This window comes from Ruminococcus albus AD2013, from assembly GCF_000526775.1.
GTDB classification, from domain to species: Bacteria; Bacillota; Clostridia; order Oscillospirales; family Ruminococcaceae; genus Hominimerdicola; species Hominimerdicola alba_A.
On sequence record NZ_JAGS01000001.1, the window covers coordinates 2,101,359 to 2,120,679 of the forward strand.

Annotated in this window: 16 protein-coding genes and 1 tRNA gene; 7 read left to right on the forward strand and 10 right to left on the reverse strand. The window is 47.1% G+C overall.

The window, feature by feature from the left end:
• Nucleotides 1-70: 70 nt before the first annotated feature.
• The 6 genes from N773_RS22225 to argS all read left to right on the forward strand — a co-directional run bounded on the left by N773_RS22225 (nucleotide 71) and on the right by argS (nucleotide 6,237).
• Nucleotides 71-217 carry a hypothetical protein gene (locus N773_RS22225; RefSeq protein WP_155250876.1) on the forward strand — a complete coding sequence of 49 codons (147 nt, stop codon included), beginning with the start codon at nucleotides 71-73 and terminating at the stop codon, nucleotides 215-217.
• Nucleotides 204-1,898: an RNA polymerase sigma factor gene (locus N773_RS0109380; protein WP_024857556.1), complete on the forward strand. Its 1,695-nt coding sequence runs from the start codon at nucleotides 204-206 to the stop codon at nucleotides 1,896-1,898. The genes N773_RS22225 and N773_RS0109380 overlap by 14 nt, the downstream gene beginning before the upstream one ends.
• A 172-nt stretch (nucleotides 1,899-2,070) precedes the next feature.
• Nucleotides 2,071-3,156, forward strand: coding sequence for a D-alanine--D-alanine ligase family protein (locus N773_RS0109385; RefSeq protein ID WP_024857557.1), 1,086 nt, complete (start codon nucleotides 2,071-2,073; stop codon nucleotides 3,154-3,156).
• Nucleotides 3,149-3,970 (forward strand): glutamate racemase, encoded by an 822-nt coding sequence (gene murI, locus N773_RS0109390; RefSeq protein ID WP_024857558.1) that lies wholly within the window; start codon nucleotides 3,149-3,151, stop codon nucleotides 3,968-3,970. The genes N773_RS0109385 and murI overlap by 8 nt, the downstream gene beginning before the upstream one ends.
• 51 nt (nucleotides 3,971-4,021) lie before the next feature.
• A complete protein-coding gene (locus N773_RS0109395) occupies nucleotides 4,022-4,462 on the forward strand; it encodes a DUF1934 domain-containing protein (protein WP_024857559.1) in 441 nt (146 codons plus the stop codon).
• 14 nt (nucleotides 4,463-4,476) lie between these two features.
• Nucleotides 4,477-6,237 (forward strand): arginine--tRNA ligase, encoded by a 1,761-nt coding sequence (gene argS / locus N773_RS0109400; RefSeq protein WP_024857560.1) that lies wholly within the window; start codon nucleotides 4,477-4,479, stop codon nucleotides 6,235-6,237.
• A 91-nt stretch (nucleotides 6,238-6,328) separates the two neighbouring features.
• Here argS and N773_RS0109405 read toward each other — a convergent pair whose 3' ends face one another.
• The 9 genes from N773_RS0109405 to N773_RS0109445 all read right to left on the reverse strand — a co-directional run bounded on the left by N773_RS0109405 (nucleotide 6,329) and on the right by N773_RS0109445 (nucleotide 17,503).
• Nucleotides 6,329-8,404, reverse strand: coding sequence for an EAL domain-containing protein (locus N773_RS0109405; protein ID WP_024857561.1), 2,076 nt, complete (start codon nucleotides 8,402-8,404; stop codon nucleotides 6,329-6,331).
• 129 nt (nucleotides 8,405-8,533) lie between these two features.
• Nucleotides 8,534-9,046 carry a phosphodiesterase gene (yfcE, locus tag N773_RS0109410; RefSeq protein WP_024857562.1) on the reverse strand — a complete coding sequence of 171 codons (513 nt, stop codon included), beginning with the start codon at nucleotides 9,044-9,046 and terminating at the stop codon, nucleotides 8,534-8,536.
• Between the two features lie 20 nt (nucleotides 9,047-9,066).
• Nucleotides 9,067-10,338, reverse strand: coding sequence for a bifunctional folylpolyglutamate synthase/dihydrofolate synthase (locus N773_RS0109415; protein ID WP_024857563.1), 1,272 nt, complete (start codon nucleotides 10,336-10,338; stop codon nucleotides 9,067-9,069).
• 54 nt (nucleotides 10,339-10,392) lie between these two features.
• Nucleotides 10,393-11,637: an ROK family transcriptional regulator gene (locus tag N773_RS0109420; RefSeq protein WP_024857564.1), complete on the reverse strand. Its 1,245-nt coding sequence runs from the start codon at nucleotides 11,635-11,637 to the stop codon at nucleotides 10,393-10,395.
• Between the two features lie 331 nt (nucleotides 11,638-11,968).
• Nucleotides 11,969-12,217, reverse strand: coding sequence for a YdbC family protein (locus tag N773_RS0109425; protein WP_024857565.1), 249 nt, complete (start codon nucleotides 12,215-12,217; stop codon nucleotides 11,969-11,971).
• A gap of 20 nt (nucleotides 12,218-12,237) precedes the next feature.
• Complete coding sequence (locus tag N773_RS0109430; protein WP_024857566.1) at nucleotides 12,238-14,238, reverse strand: lipopolysaccharide biosynthesis protein; 2,001 nt, start codon at nucleotides 14,236-14,238, stop codon at nucleotides 12,238-12,240.
• A gap of 117 nt (nucleotides 14,239-14,355) precedes the next feature.
• On the reverse strand, nucleotides 14,356-14,934 hold the full coding sequence (gene yfbR, locus N773_RS0109435) for a 5'-deoxynucleotidase (RefSeq protein WP_024857567.1): 579 nt from the start codon (nucleotides 14,932-14,934) through the stop codon (nucleotides 14,356-14,358).
• 514 nt (nucleotides 14,935-15,448) lie between these two features.
• The gene (locus N773_RS0109440) at nucleotides 15,449-17,104 is read right to left on the reverse strand and encodes a DAK2 domain-containing protein (RefSeq protein ID WP_024857568.1); all 1,656 of its coding nucleotides are present in this window, start codon (nucleotides 17,102-17,104) and stop codon (nucleotides 15,449-15,451) included.
• Between the two features lie 51 nt (nucleotides 17,105-17,155).
• Entirely contained in the window at nucleotides 17,156-17,503 is a 348-nt protein-coding gene (locus N773_RS0109445) for an Asp23/Gls24 family envelope stress response protein (RefSeq protein ID WP_024857569.1), read from the reverse strand.
• Nucleotides 17,504-17,717: 214 nt separating this feature from the next.
• Here N773_RS0109445 and N773_RS0109450 point away from each other — a divergent pair.
• Nucleotides 17,718-17,790, forward strand: a tRNA-Thr gene (locus N773_RS0109450).
• 752 nt (nucleotides 17,791-18,542) lie between these two features.
• Here the strand turns inward: N773_RS0109450 and N773_RS0109460 are convergent.
• Complete coding sequence (locus N773_RS0109460; protein WP_024857570.1) at nucleotides 18,543-19,202, reverse strand: GNAT family N-acetyltransferase; 660 nt, start codon at nucleotides 19,200-19,202, stop codon at nucleotides 18,543-18,545.
• Nucleotides 19,203-19,321 lie beyond the last annotated feature (119 nt).

Here is a 19,321-nt window from a genome sequence, read left to right on the forward strand (position 1 = left end):
AGACATAGACAACCCGACATGGAAATGATAAAATGGAGATAACAGGGTCCACGAGAAAAGAGAGGTCAGTATGGATATCACGATAGATGAGATGTTCAGACGTTTGCTCATACAGATGCAGAAAGATGATGCACTGTCGGACGAAGAGAAAGAAATATTGCTGAAAGAACTGGAAACAAGGATAAATGAGGAGGAAAAACCGGATGAAAAAGAATGAGCTTATCGATATAGTAGAACAGGCAAAGGCCGGAAATAAAAATGCATTCAAGGCTCTTTATGAAGAATATTATGACAGACTGTACTTCTTTGTACTGAAAAATGTTGACAGCAAGGAAGCAGCTGAGGATATAACACAGGATACTTTCTTGAAGTCCATGGAGAAGATAGATTCTCTGGAAAAGCCTGAGAATTACGTGTCATGGCTGCACAGCATCGCATACAACAAGTGTACCGATATGTTCCGCAGCAGGAAGAGCGATGTATACTTCGATACCGATGAGGAGTTTGAAGCAGCCATGGAAAGCCACAGTCTCAATGAGCCCATAATGGTGCCCGAGGACTATGCCACCGACAAGGACAGGGCAAGACAGCTGAAAGCCATGATAGACAGCCTGAAACCCGATATGAAGTCTGCACTGATACTGTACTATTATAATGACATGAACCTTGCAGATGTGGCAAAAACCATGGGTATCCCCGAGAACACCGTAAAGCAGAAGCTCTTCCGTGCCCGCAAGAAGCTGAAAAGCAAGATCGAGGAAATGGCAGGCAAGGGCATCGTGCTTTCCGCTGTGCCCATGAACCGTCTCCTGCGCGGAACTGTTTCTCCCAAGAAAGCGGCGGCTATGGTGACAAGATCCGGAGCTTCTTTAAGCAGTATCCCTATGATAGGCAAGATAGCAGGCATATCCGCGGCGGCTGTGATAGCAGTGGGCGTTCCCATGAGCCTGAGCCGCATGGATAAAAATGCAGATATCGCGGGCGATGTGAGAGTTCGTGACACAAGTTATGTTTCGGCAGAAGCAGATACTTCAAGCGCTGTTGATACACTTACTTCCGAAGTGATAGAAGTCTCCCTTTCCGATACATCTGCCGCTGAGGATACCGTAAACCGTCGGGAAGTCACCAAGACAGATGATACATCATCTTCACCCGCAGAAAACTATGCAGTACCCGCATCAGGCGGACTTGATGTCACTGCTGCAGTGAATACTTCCGAACCTGCCGAGCCCGCTCCCGACACTACCGAAGTACCCGAAGAAAAGAAAGAAGCTCAGCCTGTAGAAATGACTGCTGAAAAGCTGTTCAGCATGACCAATTCAGAACTTAGAGAGCTTTCAAACAATGATTTTGAAGTGGTGGCTGAACCGGGCTTCAATTTCGCTGATTCCGGATCCATAGTATTTGGCATCAAATGCCGCGCTTTTCCCAACTACATCTACTTTGTTGACTACCGTAATGAGGAAGGTCAGCCAAGCGAACCTCTTGATGCACCCGACAGATGGCACGGAGATCAGAAGGTAGTGCTCGACAGTGAGGAAGTTCGTGAACTGATAGTACAAGGCAACGAATCCCTCGGCGAAGGTATCAGCGTCGGCATGACATACAGCCAGATAAAAGAAGCAAACGGCAGCCTGCATTTATACAATGACGGATTTGCTTATCCGTGGATAAACAACAGGGTATGGGGTCTTCACTTCGTATTAACAGCTGAAGAAAAGGCTCTCATAAATCAGAAATTCGATGAGATAGCACTTGAAAACGAGGGTTCTACTGATATCCCCATGATAGACCTTACCGAACTTGGTATCGACCCTGTTTGCGATTACGCACATATATATAACACCTACAATGGCGTAAAAGTAAGCTCTGCCGGAACTATTTTTGTAGATCAATGATAAAAACATACCGCAGGACGGATGCAGTGTGCTCCGTCCTGCTTTTTTCTGCCTTGGAGAAGCCACGGAAATTGTAAACTTTTTGTTTCATTGTAATTAGTGTTTGCAATCAGCGTAAATATGTGGTATAATATTAAATTGACGTAGTATGTACACGAAAGGACGTATTATTATGGCAAAGCTTAAAGTTGCTGTCATTTTCGGCGGCAAATCCAATGAACATGATGTATCGGTGGTCTCAGCGGCTCACGTTATACGCAGTATCAGTGCGAATTCCGACCGCTATGAGATCATATGCATAGGTATCACCAAAAAAGGTCACTGGGTAAGATTCATGGGAAGTGTGGAGGATATCGAGAATGGCAGCTGGTCTGAACATCCCGACAACGCTGCCTGTATATTCAGCCCCGACCCCGTACACCGCGGCTTTATCCAGCTGGATGACGACGGCAGCTATACCAATATAAAGGTCGATGCTGTATTTCCCGTGCTGCACGGCAAGAACGGTGAGGATGGCACTATCCAGGGTATATTCCAGATGGCTGAGATACCCTTTGTGGGCTGTGACCTTCTGTCTTCCGCCTGCTGCATGGACAAGGACGTTACCCATACCATACTTGAAGCTCACGGCATACGCACCGCTAAGTGGATAAGCATGATATACCGCGATATGAAGCACCTTGACGAGAAGTGCGCACAGATGGAGAAGGAGCTTGGCTATCCAATGTACGTTAAGCCCGCTAACTGCGGTTCTTCCGTGGGCATAACAAAGGCACATGACTATGATGAGCTGAAGGCAGGCATCAAGGCTGCATTCTCACACGACCAGAAGGTAGTCGTTGAGCAGGGCATAGTCGGTATCGAACTTGAATGTGCTGTAATGGGCAACGATGAGCCTTTCGCTTCAACAGTAGGCGAGATAGCCGCTGCTAACGAGTTCTATGATTATGATGCAAAGTACAATAATTCGGAATCAAAGACTTACATACCCGCCAGAGTCTCCGAAGATATAATAAACGAGATACGCGAGACTGCCGTAAAGGCTTTCAAGGCTATGGGCTGTGAGGGTCTGGCAAGATGTGACTTCTTCCTTTCAGACAAGAATGAAGTAATACTCAACGAGATAAATACTCTCCCCGGTCATACAAAGATAAGTATGTACCCCAAGCTGATGGAACACGCAGGCATAAGCTATGCCGAGCAGGAAGACCGTCTGATAAAGCTTGCTCTCGACAGATCGGAAGTGGATTATGAATAATTCACCCATTGGTGTATTCGATTCGGGCGTGGGCGGACTTACCTGCGTCAAGGAACTTGCAAAGCTCCTGCCCCACGAGGATATAGTATACTTAGGCGATACCGCAAGAGTCCCCTACGGTACGCGAAGCAAGGAGACCATAGCTGAATACACCGCACAGGATATGGAGTTTCTCAGGGGACACAACGTTAAGATGATACTCGTTGCCTGCGGCACGGCTTCATCTGTTATAATGTCAAGTCCCGAATTCAGCGGGAATACAGAGCCCAGCTACAGCGGCGTAGTCAAGCCCGCCGCCAATGCAGCCTGCGCATCTACCAAAAACGGCAGGATAGGCGTTATCGCTACGGGCGCTACTATCAGGAGCGGAAGCTACGGCAAGGTGATAAGAAGCATAGACCCTTCTGCCAAAGTTATAGGCAAGGCTTGCCCCATGTTCGTGCCGCTGGTAGAGAACGGATATATCAGCAAGGACTGTGCGCCTACCAGATATTTCGCTGAGGAGTATCTTGAATGTATGAAGCGCGAACAGGTGGACACACTGATACTGGGCTGTACACACTATCCCCTGCTGGCTGACCTTATATCGGACATAATGGGTGACGGCGTAAAGCTGATATCCGCCGGTGCCGAGCTTGCAAGGTTCGCAGTGAAGACACTCACATTCAGCGATGAACTGGCAGAGCGTGAAGAACAGGGCAGTCAGAAGCTTTACTGCACCGACAGCCCCGAACTTTTCTCGGAAAACGTGGAAAGGTTCCTGGGAGAGAGTTTTTCGGGCACGGTGGAGAAGTGTGTGCTGACAGCGCACTGATGCATTTGGCAGGATAAGTAAAATAAGCTGACCGATGTTAGGAGAATGAGCTTGGATAAAAAAGAAGTTGATATCGTACTAATCAGCCGTCAGTACGAGGATTTTGACGATGACCCCGTGAACTGCGAGCAGACGGAAGTTCTCTCGGTGGGAACATACGAAAAGACCGCGGACGGATATCTGATAGAGTATGAAGAAAGCGAAGCTACGGGCTTTGAGGGCTGTACCACAAAGATAGAGAGCTTCGGCAAGAAAAAAGTGGTGATGTCAAGACGGGGCAACGTATCTTCGGAGCTGGTGATAGAGCCCGGCGAGAAGCATCACTGTGTCTACGGTACGCTTTACGGCAATTTTGAAGTGGGCGTTGAGGCACGAAAAATAACCGATAAGCTCACAGATGAGGGAGGCAGGCTGTCTTTCTCGTATGTGGTAGATGTCAATTCGGGACTGATAGGCACCTTTGATATAGATATTCAACTTAAACTGAGATAAACGGAGGAAGTAAGATGCAGGATTTGATAAAGGACGCTTTCGCACAGGCGAGGGAACTGGTGCTGAACGCACTGGGTCAGCTGGTAGCTGAGGAGGTATTCCCTGCTGAGGCTGTGCCCGCTTTCAATATAGAGATACCCGCCGACCCCAAGAACGGCGACGTTTCCACAAATGCGGCTATGGTATGCGCAAAGCCTTTCAGGAGCGCTCCCAGAAAGATCGCAGAAGCTATCGTAGGCAAGATAGATACCACAGGCAGCTGTTTTGATAAAGTCGAGATAGCAGGTCCCGGATTTATAAACTTTTACTACGGCAAGGGCTGGTTCGGTTCGGTAGTAAAGGCTGTTCTCGATGAGGGCAAGGACTACGGCAAGACGGATTTCGGCAAGGGCAAAAGAGCTCTGGTGGAATTCGTATCCGCTAACCCCACAGGACCCATGCACATAGGCAACGCAAGAGGCGGCGCTATCGGTGACTGTCTGGCGGCTGTTATGGAGTATGCAGGTTATGATGTTGAGAGAGAGTTCTACATAAACGATGCAGGCAACCAGATAGAGAAGTTCGGCAAATCCCTGAGACTGAGGTATATGCAGATATGCGGCGACAAGGGTCAGGATATAGTTGCAAAGAACCTTGATATGGACACTTTCTGCAAGACCATATACGAAGATACCGAAACTTTCCCCATGCCCGATGATGTATACCTCGGCATGGATATAATCGCTCACGCAAAGAATTTCTTCGATGAGTACGGCATGATAGCTTCCGCACAGCCCGAGGAGGAGTGCAAGAAAGCACTGGTAGACTACGCTCTGCCCAAGAATATCGACGGTCTTCACAAAGACCTTGCCAAGTACCGCATAAACTACGATACATGGTTCAGAGAGAGCACACTGCACAATGACGGCTCTGTACAGGAAGTTATCGAGAAGCTGAAAGCCGGCGGATACACCTACGAACAGGACGGCGCTCTGTGGTTCAGAACTACCGATTTCGGCGACGAGAAGGACAGGGTACTTGTACGCGACAACGGCATACCCACATACTTCGTACCCGATATCGCTTACCACTACAACAAGCTGGCTGTACGTAAGTTCGATAAGGCGATAGATATCTTCGGCGCCGATCACCACGGATATATCCCCCGTCTGAAAGCTGCAATGACTGCTCTCGGCGTTGACGAGAAGAAGCTGGACATCGTTATCATGCAGATGGTAAGACTTGTAAAGGACGGCGAGACATACAAGCTGTCAAAGCGTTCGGGCAAGGCTATCACACTGAACACTCTGCTGGAGGAGATACCGATAGATGCGGCAAGATTCTTCTTCAACCTGCGTGAGCCCAACTCACAGTTCGATTTCGACCTTGATCTGGCAATATCCAATTCGAGCCAGAACCCCGTATACTACGTTCAGTACGCACACGCACGTATATGCTCCGTTATCAAGAAGCTGAAAGAGGAGAACATCGAGGCAAAGCCTTTTACTGCTGATATGGCTGAAACACTCAGCACCCCCGAGGAGCTGGAGCTCGTTAAGCTGATGGCAACTCTGCCCACCACAATAACCGAAGCTGCAAAGGCTTACGACCCTGCAAAGGTGACCAAGTACGCGGTAGATATCGCGACACTGTACCACAAGTTCTACAATGCCTGCCGCATAAAGGGCGAGGAAGAGAACGTTATGCAGGCAAGACTTTCACTCTCCATGGCTGTAAAGCAGATAATTTCCAACATACTGGAAATGCTGAAGATAGACTGCCCCGAGAGTATGTAATATCCATACACAATAAAAGCACTTTCCCGCGGGGAGAGTGCTTTTTTTGATGCATAAAAACAGGCTGCCGTCTTAACAGCAGCCTGATATATCACTTATTGTCGTCATACATATACTTTTTTTCAAAGTCGCTCAGAGGCATCGCCCTGTCAAAAAGCCAGCCCTGCGCTTTGGTGTAGCCGCTCTGGCAGAGAATAGCCGCCTGTGCATCGGTCTCAACACCCTCAAAGATGATATCCTTTTTAGCTGTATCTATAAGGCTGCACATATTCGCGACGAAATCCCGGTCGGTCTTGTTCTGCTCGATATTGTCGATGAAGGACTTATCTATCTTCACAATATCAACAGGTGCATTCATCAGCACACTGAGAGTGGAATAACCTATACCGAAATCATCTATGCTGACCTTGAAGCCTTCGTTTCTGAGTTTATCCATCACCGAGAACAGTGACTGAGTATCCCCCGAGAAACAGGATTCTGTTATCTCTATCTCGACATCTCCCCTGTAAACATCGTAGCAGTCCGCCGTTCTTATGATATTTTCAACGAACTTCGGCTGAGTGATATGATGCTGGCTGAAATTCACTGATATTGGCAGGACTTTTCTGCCGTCATGCTTCCACTTTTCAAGGGTGCGCAGTACTTCGCCGTAGATAAAGAAATCAAGTTCATCGATATAGCCCACCTTTTCCAGCACGGGAATGAACTCGAAAGGCATTTTGTAAGTACCGTTGGGATTTCTCCACCTTGCAAGAGCTTCAGCGCCGATAATGACACGCTTTTCAAGATGGAACTTGGGCTGCAGGAACATCTCTATCTGCCTGTTTTTGATAGCGGCGTGAAGTTCATTGCAGATGGACTGTTCGTAGAGTTTCTGCATCCTCATTCTCTGGGAATAGATACCGCAGAGTATACTGCTGGAATGTTTCACGCTGCGCCTTGCAAGATTGGCGTTGTCGATGGCAGTGTTCAGTTCTATCTCGCCATCGGGGAGTATGTACATACCACAGGCGATGCGGATATCACCCGACGGAAATTTCTTCTTCTGCATCGTGGTGAACCTTACGTTCTGCTGTTCAACACTGCGTATCAGTGCAGGTCGGGTCTTCGCCTTGCATAGACATATAAAGAAATCGGAATAGATGCGGCAGCCGATAATGAAGCTCGCACCGCCCCTGAGACAGTTGGTATAATCCCTCAGCATAGCGTTGCCTGTTTCGTAGCCGAAGTTCTCGTTGACATATGAGAACTCGTTGATATCGGAATATACCAAGGCATAGACCATATCCTTTTCACGCTTTGCAAGAATATCCATAGCCTGCTGAGTGAATCCCTTACGGTTGTAAAGTCCCGTCAGCTGGTCGGACTGGAGCAGGAACTTTATATACTCGGTATCGCTGTCGGATTTGGTCGCCAGTGCTTTCAGCTTCTGGATATTTGAAAGTCTTCCGAAGACCTCTGTGACCTTGCCCGATTCGTCCGCAAAGCTGATATAAGCATCACTGTACCAGCAGTAGTCATCGTCATACGCCTTAGTTCTGAACTCCATAGTGCCTTTCATGGGCTTTTGGAGCGCTTCCTCCCAGGCATCGAAATAGGCATCTCTATCTTCGGGGTGGAGAAATTCCTCAGCCGCCCTTGTGCCGAGAAAATTTTCAAGACTGTTGTCATAATCCAGCCTGAACCTTGTGATACTTACGGTCAGGTGCATGATATCACGCTTTACCTCGTAATCATAGTATACATCATCGGTATTTTCAGCTATCATGTGCAGCTTGTCCCGCTGTTCCTGCACCTTGCGCATCAGCTTTTTATATTCATCGTCCAGTCTGTCATGACATCTGCAATCGCTGAATACTACCTGAACACGGCTCCTGTCGTTGATGATGCCGCAGCAGTGTATGAATATGGAATGACCGTCGCGCGCTGTTATGGGCTGTCTTACGCAGAAAGCCCTGTTATCGTTAGCGGCATTGCTGACATATTCCTCTATATCTTCCCGCACATTCTCATCAAAAAGGGAGAAAAATGTAAGTTCATTTTCCAGAACATAATCATGGCTGTATCCCGTGTATCTGAAAAAATCATCGTCCACCGAAACTATCTTACCGCCCGCTGTGAAATCAACACAGCAAACACCTGCGCCGAGTCGGTATAGCTCTTCCATTCGCTCACCCCCTTGAAAATAAAAACGAGACGGATACTTACTTCTAGTTAATTGTATCACATATTTGTATTTTATTCAAGAGGAAAACAAATTTTCATTAAATTTGCACAATAAACATTTTTTGTATTTTTACAATTCACCAAATGTGAATTTTCCGTTTTCCAGAATAAGATAGCTGTGAGCAGAATTCTCCTTCGGGATAGACACCGAGCCGGGATTGATATAGGTAAAATCACCGTGATCTTCGATAACAGGCACGTGCGTATGACCATGAAGAAGTATTGTACCCTTGCTCATCGGCGGCAGGTCATCACAATTGAATTTATGACCATGGGTGGCGAATATTGTTAAACCATCGGCACAGATAAGAGCATAATCAGCCAGTATCGGGAAATCCAGCACCATCTGGTCAACCTCGGTATCGCAGTTGCCGCGCACGCAGAGTATCTTCTCTTTCAGTGGGTTCAGCATAGCGATGACTTTCTTGGGTGCATATTCCTCGGGCAGGTCATTGCGCGGACCGTGGTAGAGGATATCCCCCAGCAGGAGCATTTTCTCTGCACCGCTTTTTTCAAACGCCGCCAGCATTTTCTCGCACCAGTAAGCTGAACCATGTATATCGGAGGCTATAAAGAGTTTCATATTATCACGCTTTCTATCAATCAGTTTTTATATATCTCATGAACTGCCGACACCAGGTAGAGGGAACCGCATATCAGTGTCAAGCCATCTTTATTCTGATGTTTCATATTTTCTATTTCAGTTAGCAGACCGTTCTGTGCAGGGATCGCTTTACCGCCGAGTGAGTTTATCAGCTCTGCAAGCTCTGCCGCATTTTCTGCGCGGTCGGAGAAACCGTCAACGGTGACAAAGCCGTCAACATGGTGTATCAGCACACTCAGAGCTTCACGCAGGTTCTTATCGCGGCACATACCTATAACCGCGTGACAGGGACGCTTCCCTGCTATTACCTTTGCTAAGGCGCGTACACCGTCGGGATTATGTCCGCCGTCAACCATAACCAGAGGTTTGCGTGAGAGTATCTCCGTCCTGCCGGGCAGTACCGCATCAGCTATGCCCTCACGGATATCTTCATCGGTAAGGTCAAATATATCACGGAGTATCTCACAGCCCTCAATGACCGAGAGGGCATTATCTGTCTGATGGATACCTGCCATTGAGGTATGGAAATTTCTGCCTTTATAGGTAAAGTTCGTGCCATCAAGTCCCGAATTTTGTACTGATATTTCATCCACATCCGGTATGACAAGCCGAGAACCCATTTCCATTGCCTTTTCAGCCACAACCAGCCTTACTTCATCGGTGTTGCCTGCGCTGAGGATACAAGGCACTCCCCTTTTGATTATCCCCGCTTTCTGGGCGGCTATGAGTTCGACCGTATCACCGAGTATGGCGGTATGGTCGAGGTCTACCTTGGTTATGACGGTCAGCAGAGGTGTGGTTATGATGTTTGTGCAGTCCAGCAGACCGCCCAGACCTGTTTCAAGCACAACGATATCACAGCCCTGTTCTTCAAAGTACAGGAAAGCTATCGCCTGAGTTATCTCAAACTGAGAGAAGCCCGTATCTTCGGGAAATTCTGATACTGCTTCATGGACTTTGTCTGCAAGTCTTGCAAGGGCTTCGCTGTCGATATTTCTGTCGTTCACCTGTATCCTGTCGGCGTACTCAATTATAAACGGCGAGGTAAAAAGTCCTGTTTTCAGCCCTGCACGGACGAACACACCGTCAAACATACGGGCTGTGGAGCCCTTGCCGTTAGTGCCTGCTATATGCACGAATTTCAGCCTGTCCTGTGGGTCGCCTATTGCCGACATAAGCATTTTTATCCTGCTCAGGTCTTTAACGGACTTGCCCGAATGTGAGAACCCGAATATGTATTCTATCGCCTTTTCGTTACTGTATTCAAACATTGTTTTCTCCTAAAAAATCCCCGAGAGCATTTACCCTCGGGGAAGATTTAATCATTAATTTGCATCGAAGCCGCCGCGGTTGAAGAACAGTTCTCTGATAGCCAGAGCGCAGCCCGACAGGAAGCGGTGCTTGTCTTCGATTATGGAAGTCTCGATCTTGCCTGCAACCAGGGGACCACCTATCTCATTGAGGGCATTTCTGATGCGGTTGAAATCCACCTCGCTGTTGGTATGGTTGGTAAAGTGGTGCAGAACTATCTTCTGAGGATTGGTGGAGAAATAAAGGTTGTTTATCAGCACAGCGGTCAGCTTGATCTCGCTGTCGATAACTTCCTTGACAGCAGGGTCATCCTTGTCGTATGCTGTCTGCACCATATCCATTTTAACATTTTTGAAGTTGCCCTTGGAAGCCTCATAGAGGTAAGGGGTCTTATCGGGAGAATATACCTCGCTCAGCTTGACAAATGTAGCCGCAGGAGTAATCTCATTCTCAACACAGCCGCGTCTTCCGCACTTTTCACATACTCTCTCGCTGTAAGGATTGATTATCATCTTATCAACGAAGCCTGTTCTGTTATCATACGAAACGATAGGCTCGTTGAGGTTTGTTACAACGAAGTTCATGTTATTGCCGTACTGCAGGAAAGCTATGTTCTGTCTGTTGGGATCCTTGGTCTTGAGGAAGTCGATGTTCGCCATAGCGGTGCCCTTGACAGAGTTATCAAACACCAGAGGCAGATCGGTATAGCCCCTGATAAGGTTGCGTACCTTTGTATAATCGGGGATACCGTCCTTGACTTCAACGCCAAGCTTCTCATACATTGTGGGGAATACGCCGAAACCTATACCCAGGATAGAATTCTTATCCAGGCAGTTATCAGCCAGTACTTCCTTTATGGACTTTCTTACAAAGTCAAAGATAGCATTGTACTCGATGGTATGATCTATCGAAAGATTTCTCTTATCAAGCACTGCGCCTGCCAGAGTGGAAAGACCCACGCTGACTATATCCTCTTCAAGAGTTACGCCGATAACGAACTTATAGTGATGATTGATATCTATAAGTATCTTCTTTCTGCCGCGGGGCGCCTTCTCGGTGATGTGCTTATACTCGCCTATCTCCTGGATAATGCCCTGCTCGATCATCTCATTTGTAATAATAGTTACAGCTGCCCTGGTAAGTTCCAAGGTGCCTGCGATATCTATTCGCGATGTCGGTCCCCTCTGCTTCAGAATTTTGAGGACCTGCATTCTGTTTCGCCTTTTCAGGTCGAGTTTACTGATACCATGCTGTTCCATATCCCTGTTCCCTCCGAACCATATATTTATTGTAAGTTTGTAAGATAGTTTAATATAATCCTTTGGATTTAATTATATCAGATAATTATTAACTCATTATGAACATTCAATTAGAATTTAACCAACGTGTCAAGTTTTACAAATTGTTAAAATCCGTTTACACTTAGTGCAAATCCCACAAACCTCGATAGGAAATTTGTGGGATAATACTGAACATATTATTTATAGTAAACGACATTGAAATTGCTACTTTGCAAACTTCGCAAAAGCATATATCGAACTTTTACTCGTTTTCAAAGTGCAATTTCTAATGTCGTTAACTATAACGATATTACAGCATCTGAGATTCGTCAATATCGTCTTCTACCTCGCCGTTGAGGATATCTTTCAGGGTAGCCAGCTCCTCATCGGTAAGTGTTACGCCCTTAGCCATTCTTGTATGGTCGGGTGACCAGTCTCTGATATCGTACTTTGCAGGGTGATCTCCCCAGCTTACCTTGTTCAGCTCCTTGGTCCAGCCCTTAGCGTTTTCGGAAAGCACACCTACGTGCTCCACGATCTCAAATTTCAGTTCTGCCATATTTATCTCTCCTTAATGTATTATTGACTGTCGGACTTCTTGCCGGCAGGCAGTTCGCTTGTTGAAGTACCGTTCTTCCCGCGGCGTACCGGTATCATGCCGGTGATCTTGTCGAGGGGTCCCAGAGTACCGTATTCGATATAATCAAGTGCAAATTCGGCTATCATTCTGCGGTAGATGACCATAAGCGCGATAAGCTGTATCAGGAACAGGAACCAGCCCAGATCACTGAGTATCAGCGAGCCGAGGAACAGGTCGAAAGAAGCTACCGTCATGGCGATATAACGCTTCTTCCTGTATATAATTATCGGTGCCGCACACATGATGAACAGCACTCCCGCCCCGAAAATATGACCGAATATCAGCCATATCAGTGCCGAACACAGCACCTGACAGAACAGGAATATCTTTGGCGCATCTATCTTTATGCCGAGGGCATAGCCCGCAGCCAGCACAAGTATCAGCGGAACGCACTTGAACAGCAGGTTAAGTCCCGCAAATGCCACAACTCCCGCGGCGATGAACGAAAGCTTCTTTGTGCCGAGGTTCGTTACCTTCTCCGCTATGCGCTTTGGCATAAAGCGGAAGAACAGGCTGTTTATGGACTCCATATTGATAACGAACACCGCACAGAACATCGCTAGTACCACAAGGTACAGCAGCTTGTGGTGCATGAGGTCGGTTTCCTTAACGAGTACAGCCGTCATCATCATGACAAGCACATTGCTGACTATCATCTTGCGGATATCCATTCTGAAAGGCACTATCTTTTTAGAATCGAAAGCGCGTATGATGAAAACCGTCATATAGCTTGCGATAGTCGAAAGAGGCGGACCGTACAGACCTATTGTAGGTATCAGCACGATATTCAGCCCCACGTTTATAACACCCGATATAAGGCTGGTGAACAGCGAGCGCTTTGTCAGCTTGCTTGCCAGATAGATACTGCCCATGAATGTGGTCAGGCAGGAGAATATAGTGGAATATATCAGCAGAGGCGAATACTTGACGCATTCACGAAATTCTTCGCCTATCCAGACATTCGTTATGGGCTGTACGATGAGCAGACAGCCTGCCGCAAGAATATAAAGCAGGCTCTGGTTGAAATCAAATACCTTTTCGTAGAACTTATCCCTGTCCTCGGAATCGTTCTCGGTTATGGCGGACATATTCCACGCCTGCCCGAACATCATATAGACCGTAGCCACAAGGTTCGGTATCTTGTACGCCGCAGAAAGCACGCCGTTCCTGTCCTCACCGATGTAGTGTACTGTCATGAAGCTGTCTGAGCTGTTTGTTATCAGCCACAGCAGCTGTGCAGGTATCAGCGGTACTGAATACTGGAGCATAGTATGCAGGAGTTCCCTGTCGATATCCTTGAAGTCGATATACCGCCACAGTTTGGCGGCAAAGGTCACGAATACCGCAGTTATCGCATCGGACAAGATGGTGGAGAGCAGGTACTTCTGTATACCCGTGTTCGCCCCGAGGAAATTTTCCGGGAGCACAAGGTAGAACAGAACCATGAAAAACAGTGTGAAGAACGTGGCGACTATGCCCGCCACTGCGAAGAGCCGCACTTTTTCCATTGCCCTCACGAATGTCGTATACAATGTCTTTATACCTGACATTAATACATACATAAACAGCAAGACCGCGTAGCCGCTTATCCATTTATCCGCCACTCCGATAAGGCTCACCAGCCCGAGAATTGCCGCAAACAACAGCATACCCGCACCGCACACCAGATTTCCCAGTGTGAATACCTTTTTCTTGTCGTAAGCCTTGTCCAGACCGAAGCGTATTATAGCTTCGCTGATGGTCATAGTAGCGAGGGGTATTATCCAGTTGGCTATCTGGGTGAGGTAATCAGTCCTGCCAAGTTCCGACTGTGTCAGATGTTTGGTATAAATCGGCACAAGCAGCAGCACCAGCACTTTTGAGCTGAATGAGCCGATGGCAAAGACGATGGTATTCATCATCAGCTTGCCGTAGCTTGAGCCTATCCTTTTTTCACTCATTTATCTTTCCCTCATTATTTATTGAGATACTATATTAGTATAACACATATCCGCCATTATTGCAAGAATTTTATAAACAAATTTTCTGCAAGAGTGCCGCAGATTTTATGCGGAGGGTCAAGCCTGTTCATCGAGGGTGAGGTCGTAGGCGGGAATGAATTCTTCCATGAACACCTCGACTTCGGGTATAGCCAGCTTGTGTATGGCTTCGATGGTGGCTTTTTCAGCCGATGCGAAATCTGCATTACCCATCTTGCGCTCCTCGATGCACTTTATCAGCGCCGAGAGCTTATCTGCGCCTTTCACCAGTTTCCAGAGCTCTTTCTCCTCTTCGGTGGGGGAAAGCAGTGGTTCGTAGTATTTTTTAAGGTCATCGGGAAGATAGCTGATAAGGGTGTTTTTCGCCTTTTCCTCTACCTCGTTATAGGCACCTTTTATCTCCTTGCTGTAATACTTTATGGGTGTGGGCAGGTCGCCTGTGATTATCTCGGTGGTATCGTGATACATCGCCAGAAGTGCGCATCTTTCGGCATTAACGTTACCGCCGAAGCGCTCGTTGCGGATAAGCGCCAATGCATGGGCGATGAAAGCGGTCTCCAGAGAATGTTCGCTGATATTCTCCTTGATGGTATTGCGCATAAGTGCCCAGCGGTTGATATATTTCATACGTGATACAACGGCAAAAAATCTGTCCATATTTATGTACTCCTTATGATGATTTGGGTTGGGGGTTCAATAGCATTATAGCACCGTGAGAGAGGTATGTCAATAAGGGGGCTGTTGTCACGTGGTTTGTGATTTAGATTTACGTACTGCGGGTGGGTCGCCCCTTGCGGGTCGAGCCGTCAAAGGCGCTTCGCTGTTTGACGGCGGGCGCGGGCAATATTTACGCGGGTAGTTTGTGCGGGGCTTTAGTTTTGCTCACGCTCGGAGTTTTCGGATTGCCCGCGCCCTATTGGTCGGAAGTTTGTTTCGCTATTTATCGCTTTGTTGCCGCGTCGCTTTTGTTCCTTGACCGAGAGGCTCTGCCCTCAACAGTCAGCTTTGCTGATTGTGGCTCCCCGCAAGCCTTTCGCGAAAGGCTTGACCCAAAGCTCCCCTCCTTGGCATACTTACCCACCTACGTGGTTGCCCTGCCAACAATTATGAATTATGAATTATGAATTGTGAATTAAAAAAGCGCCCCGAAAAATCAAGAGGCGCTCTCTTATCATTCTACCGATATGATGTAGTAGTAAACAGGCTGTCCGCCGTTTATCAGGTTAACATCAAGGTTGGAATATTTATTGCTTATCTGCTTGTACAGCGCTTCTGCCGCATCGTCCGTAACGTCTGAACCGTAGATTATCGTGATGAACGAACTGTCACCCTTGACAAGCTTCTTAGTCAGCTTGAATGCCGCTTTCGCAAGGTCTTTGTCTACAAAGGAAAGTCTGCCGTTCTCCATGGCAAGTATCTCACCCTGCTTGATGGAGTGTCCCTCGTAATCAGAATCACGCGCTGCAAAGGTTATCTGTCCTGTGGATACCCTCTCGATCGCCGCTGTCATCTCAATACGATTAGTGTTGAAGTCAGCATCGGGGTCATACGCCAGCATCGCAGACATACCCTGTGGGATAGTCCTTGTCTGGAGCACGCATACCTTTCTGTCGGCAAGCTTTACTGCCTGTTCTGCCGCCATGATGATGTTCTTGTTGTTGGGCAGTACGAATACCGTCTTTGCGGGACAGCTCATAATAGCTTCGAGTATATCCTGTGTAGAAGGGTTCATGGTCTGACCGCCCTTTACAACACAGTCAACACCAAGATCCTTGAACATGGTCTCGATACCGTTGCCTGCGGCTACTGCCACAAATCCGAACTCGTTGGTCTGCTCGGCGGGAGTAAAGGCACTCTTGGCTTTCTTCTGCTCCTTCTCATGCTGGAGCTTCATGTTCTCCACCTTCGGGAAGTTTATATAACCGAATTCAAGACCTTTCTCGATAGCCTTGCCGGGGTTGTTGGTGTGTACGTGCACCTTGATTATCTCATCATCGTCCACCACAACAACGCAGTCGCCGATGGTCTCAAGGTATGCCCTCAGCTTGATGGGGTCATCACAATCGGGCTTTTTGGTTATCAGCATCTCGGTGCAGTAGGTGAAGTTTATCTCAGCATCGTACTGACCCACTACCGATGAGAATGTATCCACGGTAACAGCGCCCTCGGCTTCAACAGTCTTCTTCTCGACAGGCTGTTCCTGCTGAACGATGACCTCGCCGCCTTCAAATACATCGCGGATAGCTTCAAATATTATCAGCAGACCCATGCCGCCAGCGTCAACAACGCCTGCCTTAGCCAGTGCGGGCAGAAGTTCGGGGGTCTTATCCAGAGTCTTCTTTGCCTGCGCACAGACATCTGCCATGACAGCTGTGGGGTCATTGGTAGACTTCAGTGTCTCTCTTCCCTTTTCAGCCGCTTCTCTTGCCACGGTGAGTATAGTGCCCTCTGTGGGCTTCATAACAGACTTATACGCGCCCTGAACGCCCAGTTCAAGGGAGTTTACAAGGTCTTCGGCACTCATCTCGGTCTTACCTGCCAGAGCCTTTGAGAAGCCCCTGAATATCAGCGAGAGTATAACGCCCGAGTTTCCTCTTGCACCCCTCAGCAGGCAGGAAGCCGCTGTGCTTGCAACAGTGCTTACAGGTACGTTATCATCAAGGTTTTCAAGCTCTGCCACCGAATTATTTATCGTCATGGACATATTTGAACCCGTATCGCCATCGGGCACGGGGAATACATTCAGTTCATCCACTGACTTCTTTTTATTTGTGATACTGTGCGCTCCGCTGATGAAAGCACGGCGCAGCATATTTCCGTTTATCACTATCAGTTCCTCCTATAATCTATATATGAACAGACCGTTATCAACGAAATATCAGTCGGTCATCTCATCAACATATACGTTGACTGACTTGACTGTTATACCTGCTTCATTTGTCAGAACGTAGTTAACTTTATGTATGATACTGTCAACGATAGCGCCCACATTAACGCCGTATGTTACGGTGATATGCAGATCTACCACAAGCGCGTCGCCGTCCTGGGAGATTATAACGCCTTTAGTGGTATTCTGCCTTTTGAGCATGGTATTTACGCCCTGCTTGGCACCGTATGCGTTCAGTCCCGCAACGCCGAAGCAATTTTCGGCAGTATTGGATATCAGCTGTCTGAGATAGCCTGTGGATATACCAATAGTACCAAGATGATTTTTTATTTTTATCATAAAAACGCCTCCCTTGGTCAAACAAAATCTATCAAGCTACATTATAACACAGACTTTCGGATTTTGCAAGGGTTGACAAAAATTTTTTATCAGTCTGTTAAGTGATTTTCACAGTGCTGTCAACTACCCTGCTCTCCCGCCTGATTTTTACCGGTGTGTACTTGACAAATCGGATAAAGTAGTGTATAATATCATAGTTGGTTAAACAACATACGCTGGTGTAGCACAGCTGGTAGTGCAGCTCATTCGTAATGAGCAGGTCGCAGGTTCGAATCCCGTCACCAGCTTATAAAAAGTCCCGATCTTACGTGGTGCAGGTCGGGATTTTTTTGCGTTATTCATTACCGTCTGACCACGTGTGCGATATCGGGAAAACAGCGATAAAACTATATTTGACAAAAGATATCAGTTGTGCTGTAATATGGGTATGGGTGCTGTACAAAGCGGCAATGCGGTTCAATCTTTCCCTCGCAAGGGGGTGAGCAGAATGAGCGTTATAGAAGTACTTACGTTGCTTTTAGTAATAACAAACATAATCACTCTTGTAGTGACCATCTGCAATAACAACAAAAAGAAATAGCCGCCCCACTACCACATAGGACGGTTATTATCTAATAACAAAAGTCTGATGAGGGAGAACCGCACAAGCCGTGCAGTACCCTCTTTTATGTTTACATTATAACACACATCATCATAAATGTCAAGCCGCTCATTAGGGCGGTTTTATTTTTCATTATTCATAACACTAAAAGCAAAGCGTTAGTGTGTTCATTACAATGACCCGACTCCCCAAAAAGTCAGGTCATTTTTTATTAACAACTCTATGTTCATATCCCCCAATTTTACCCATCGCGCTATGTGCAAACAAATGATTTATATTTTAACTCGGACATATTTCTGCAAGAGTTGTACAAAAACGTACAACTTTCTGACCCTTTTCATGTGATAGTGAAAGGGGTCTATCCATGAAAAAATACTCTCCGACCGTTTTTACACCGATCGGAGAGTTTTTAGTTTCAGATTAATTATACTGCCGATATCATTCGCGGGCTATCACCGAATGACTGTGGATATAGAACTCTTCCTGACTTGGCTGCCATGCCTTTTTCATCGGCGGGAAAAGCTTGTCATACTCTTCCACCGCAGCTTCATCTTCACAAGGTGCATCAGCATCGTTCTGGTGATAATACCATTTTCTGCCATCGAACACACCGTCTTTCAGTGTCTTCACCAGCAGTGCCGCAGGATAGATATCTCCCTCAAAGCACACATTGTACTTTCGGCAGCTTTTATATCCCCTCGCAACATAGTTATCGGGGTTTCCGAAGTTTATTACAGTATCGTAGCCCATCTCTTCTGCCAGCCTGAAAGTGTGTTCAAGCAAAGCCTTGCCCAGCCCCTGACGCTGATATCCTTTCCTCACGCAAAGGGGACCCATGGTGAGTACAGTCCGTTTACAGCCCTGTTCATCTGTGATATCAGATTCGGAATACATCACACAGCCCAGTATCCTGCCATCGCTTTCCAGTACATAGTCAAGCTGCGGCAGAAAAGCCTTGTGCTGTCTTAACAGATGTATAAAATAATGCTCACTGCATCCCGGTACGCTTAAATTCCAGAAAGCTTCACGAGCCATTTCCTCTACCTCACGGCAGTCCTTTTCTGTTTCCTGTCGAATGATATAGTCTTTGATATTCATTGTTTTTACCTCCTGTAAATGTTTGCCACACTACGGGAGGCTTGTGCAGATAGTATTCGCAAACCTCCCGTTTACGCTGCTATCTCCGTTTTAATATTCGTCAAAAAGACAACTCCTTA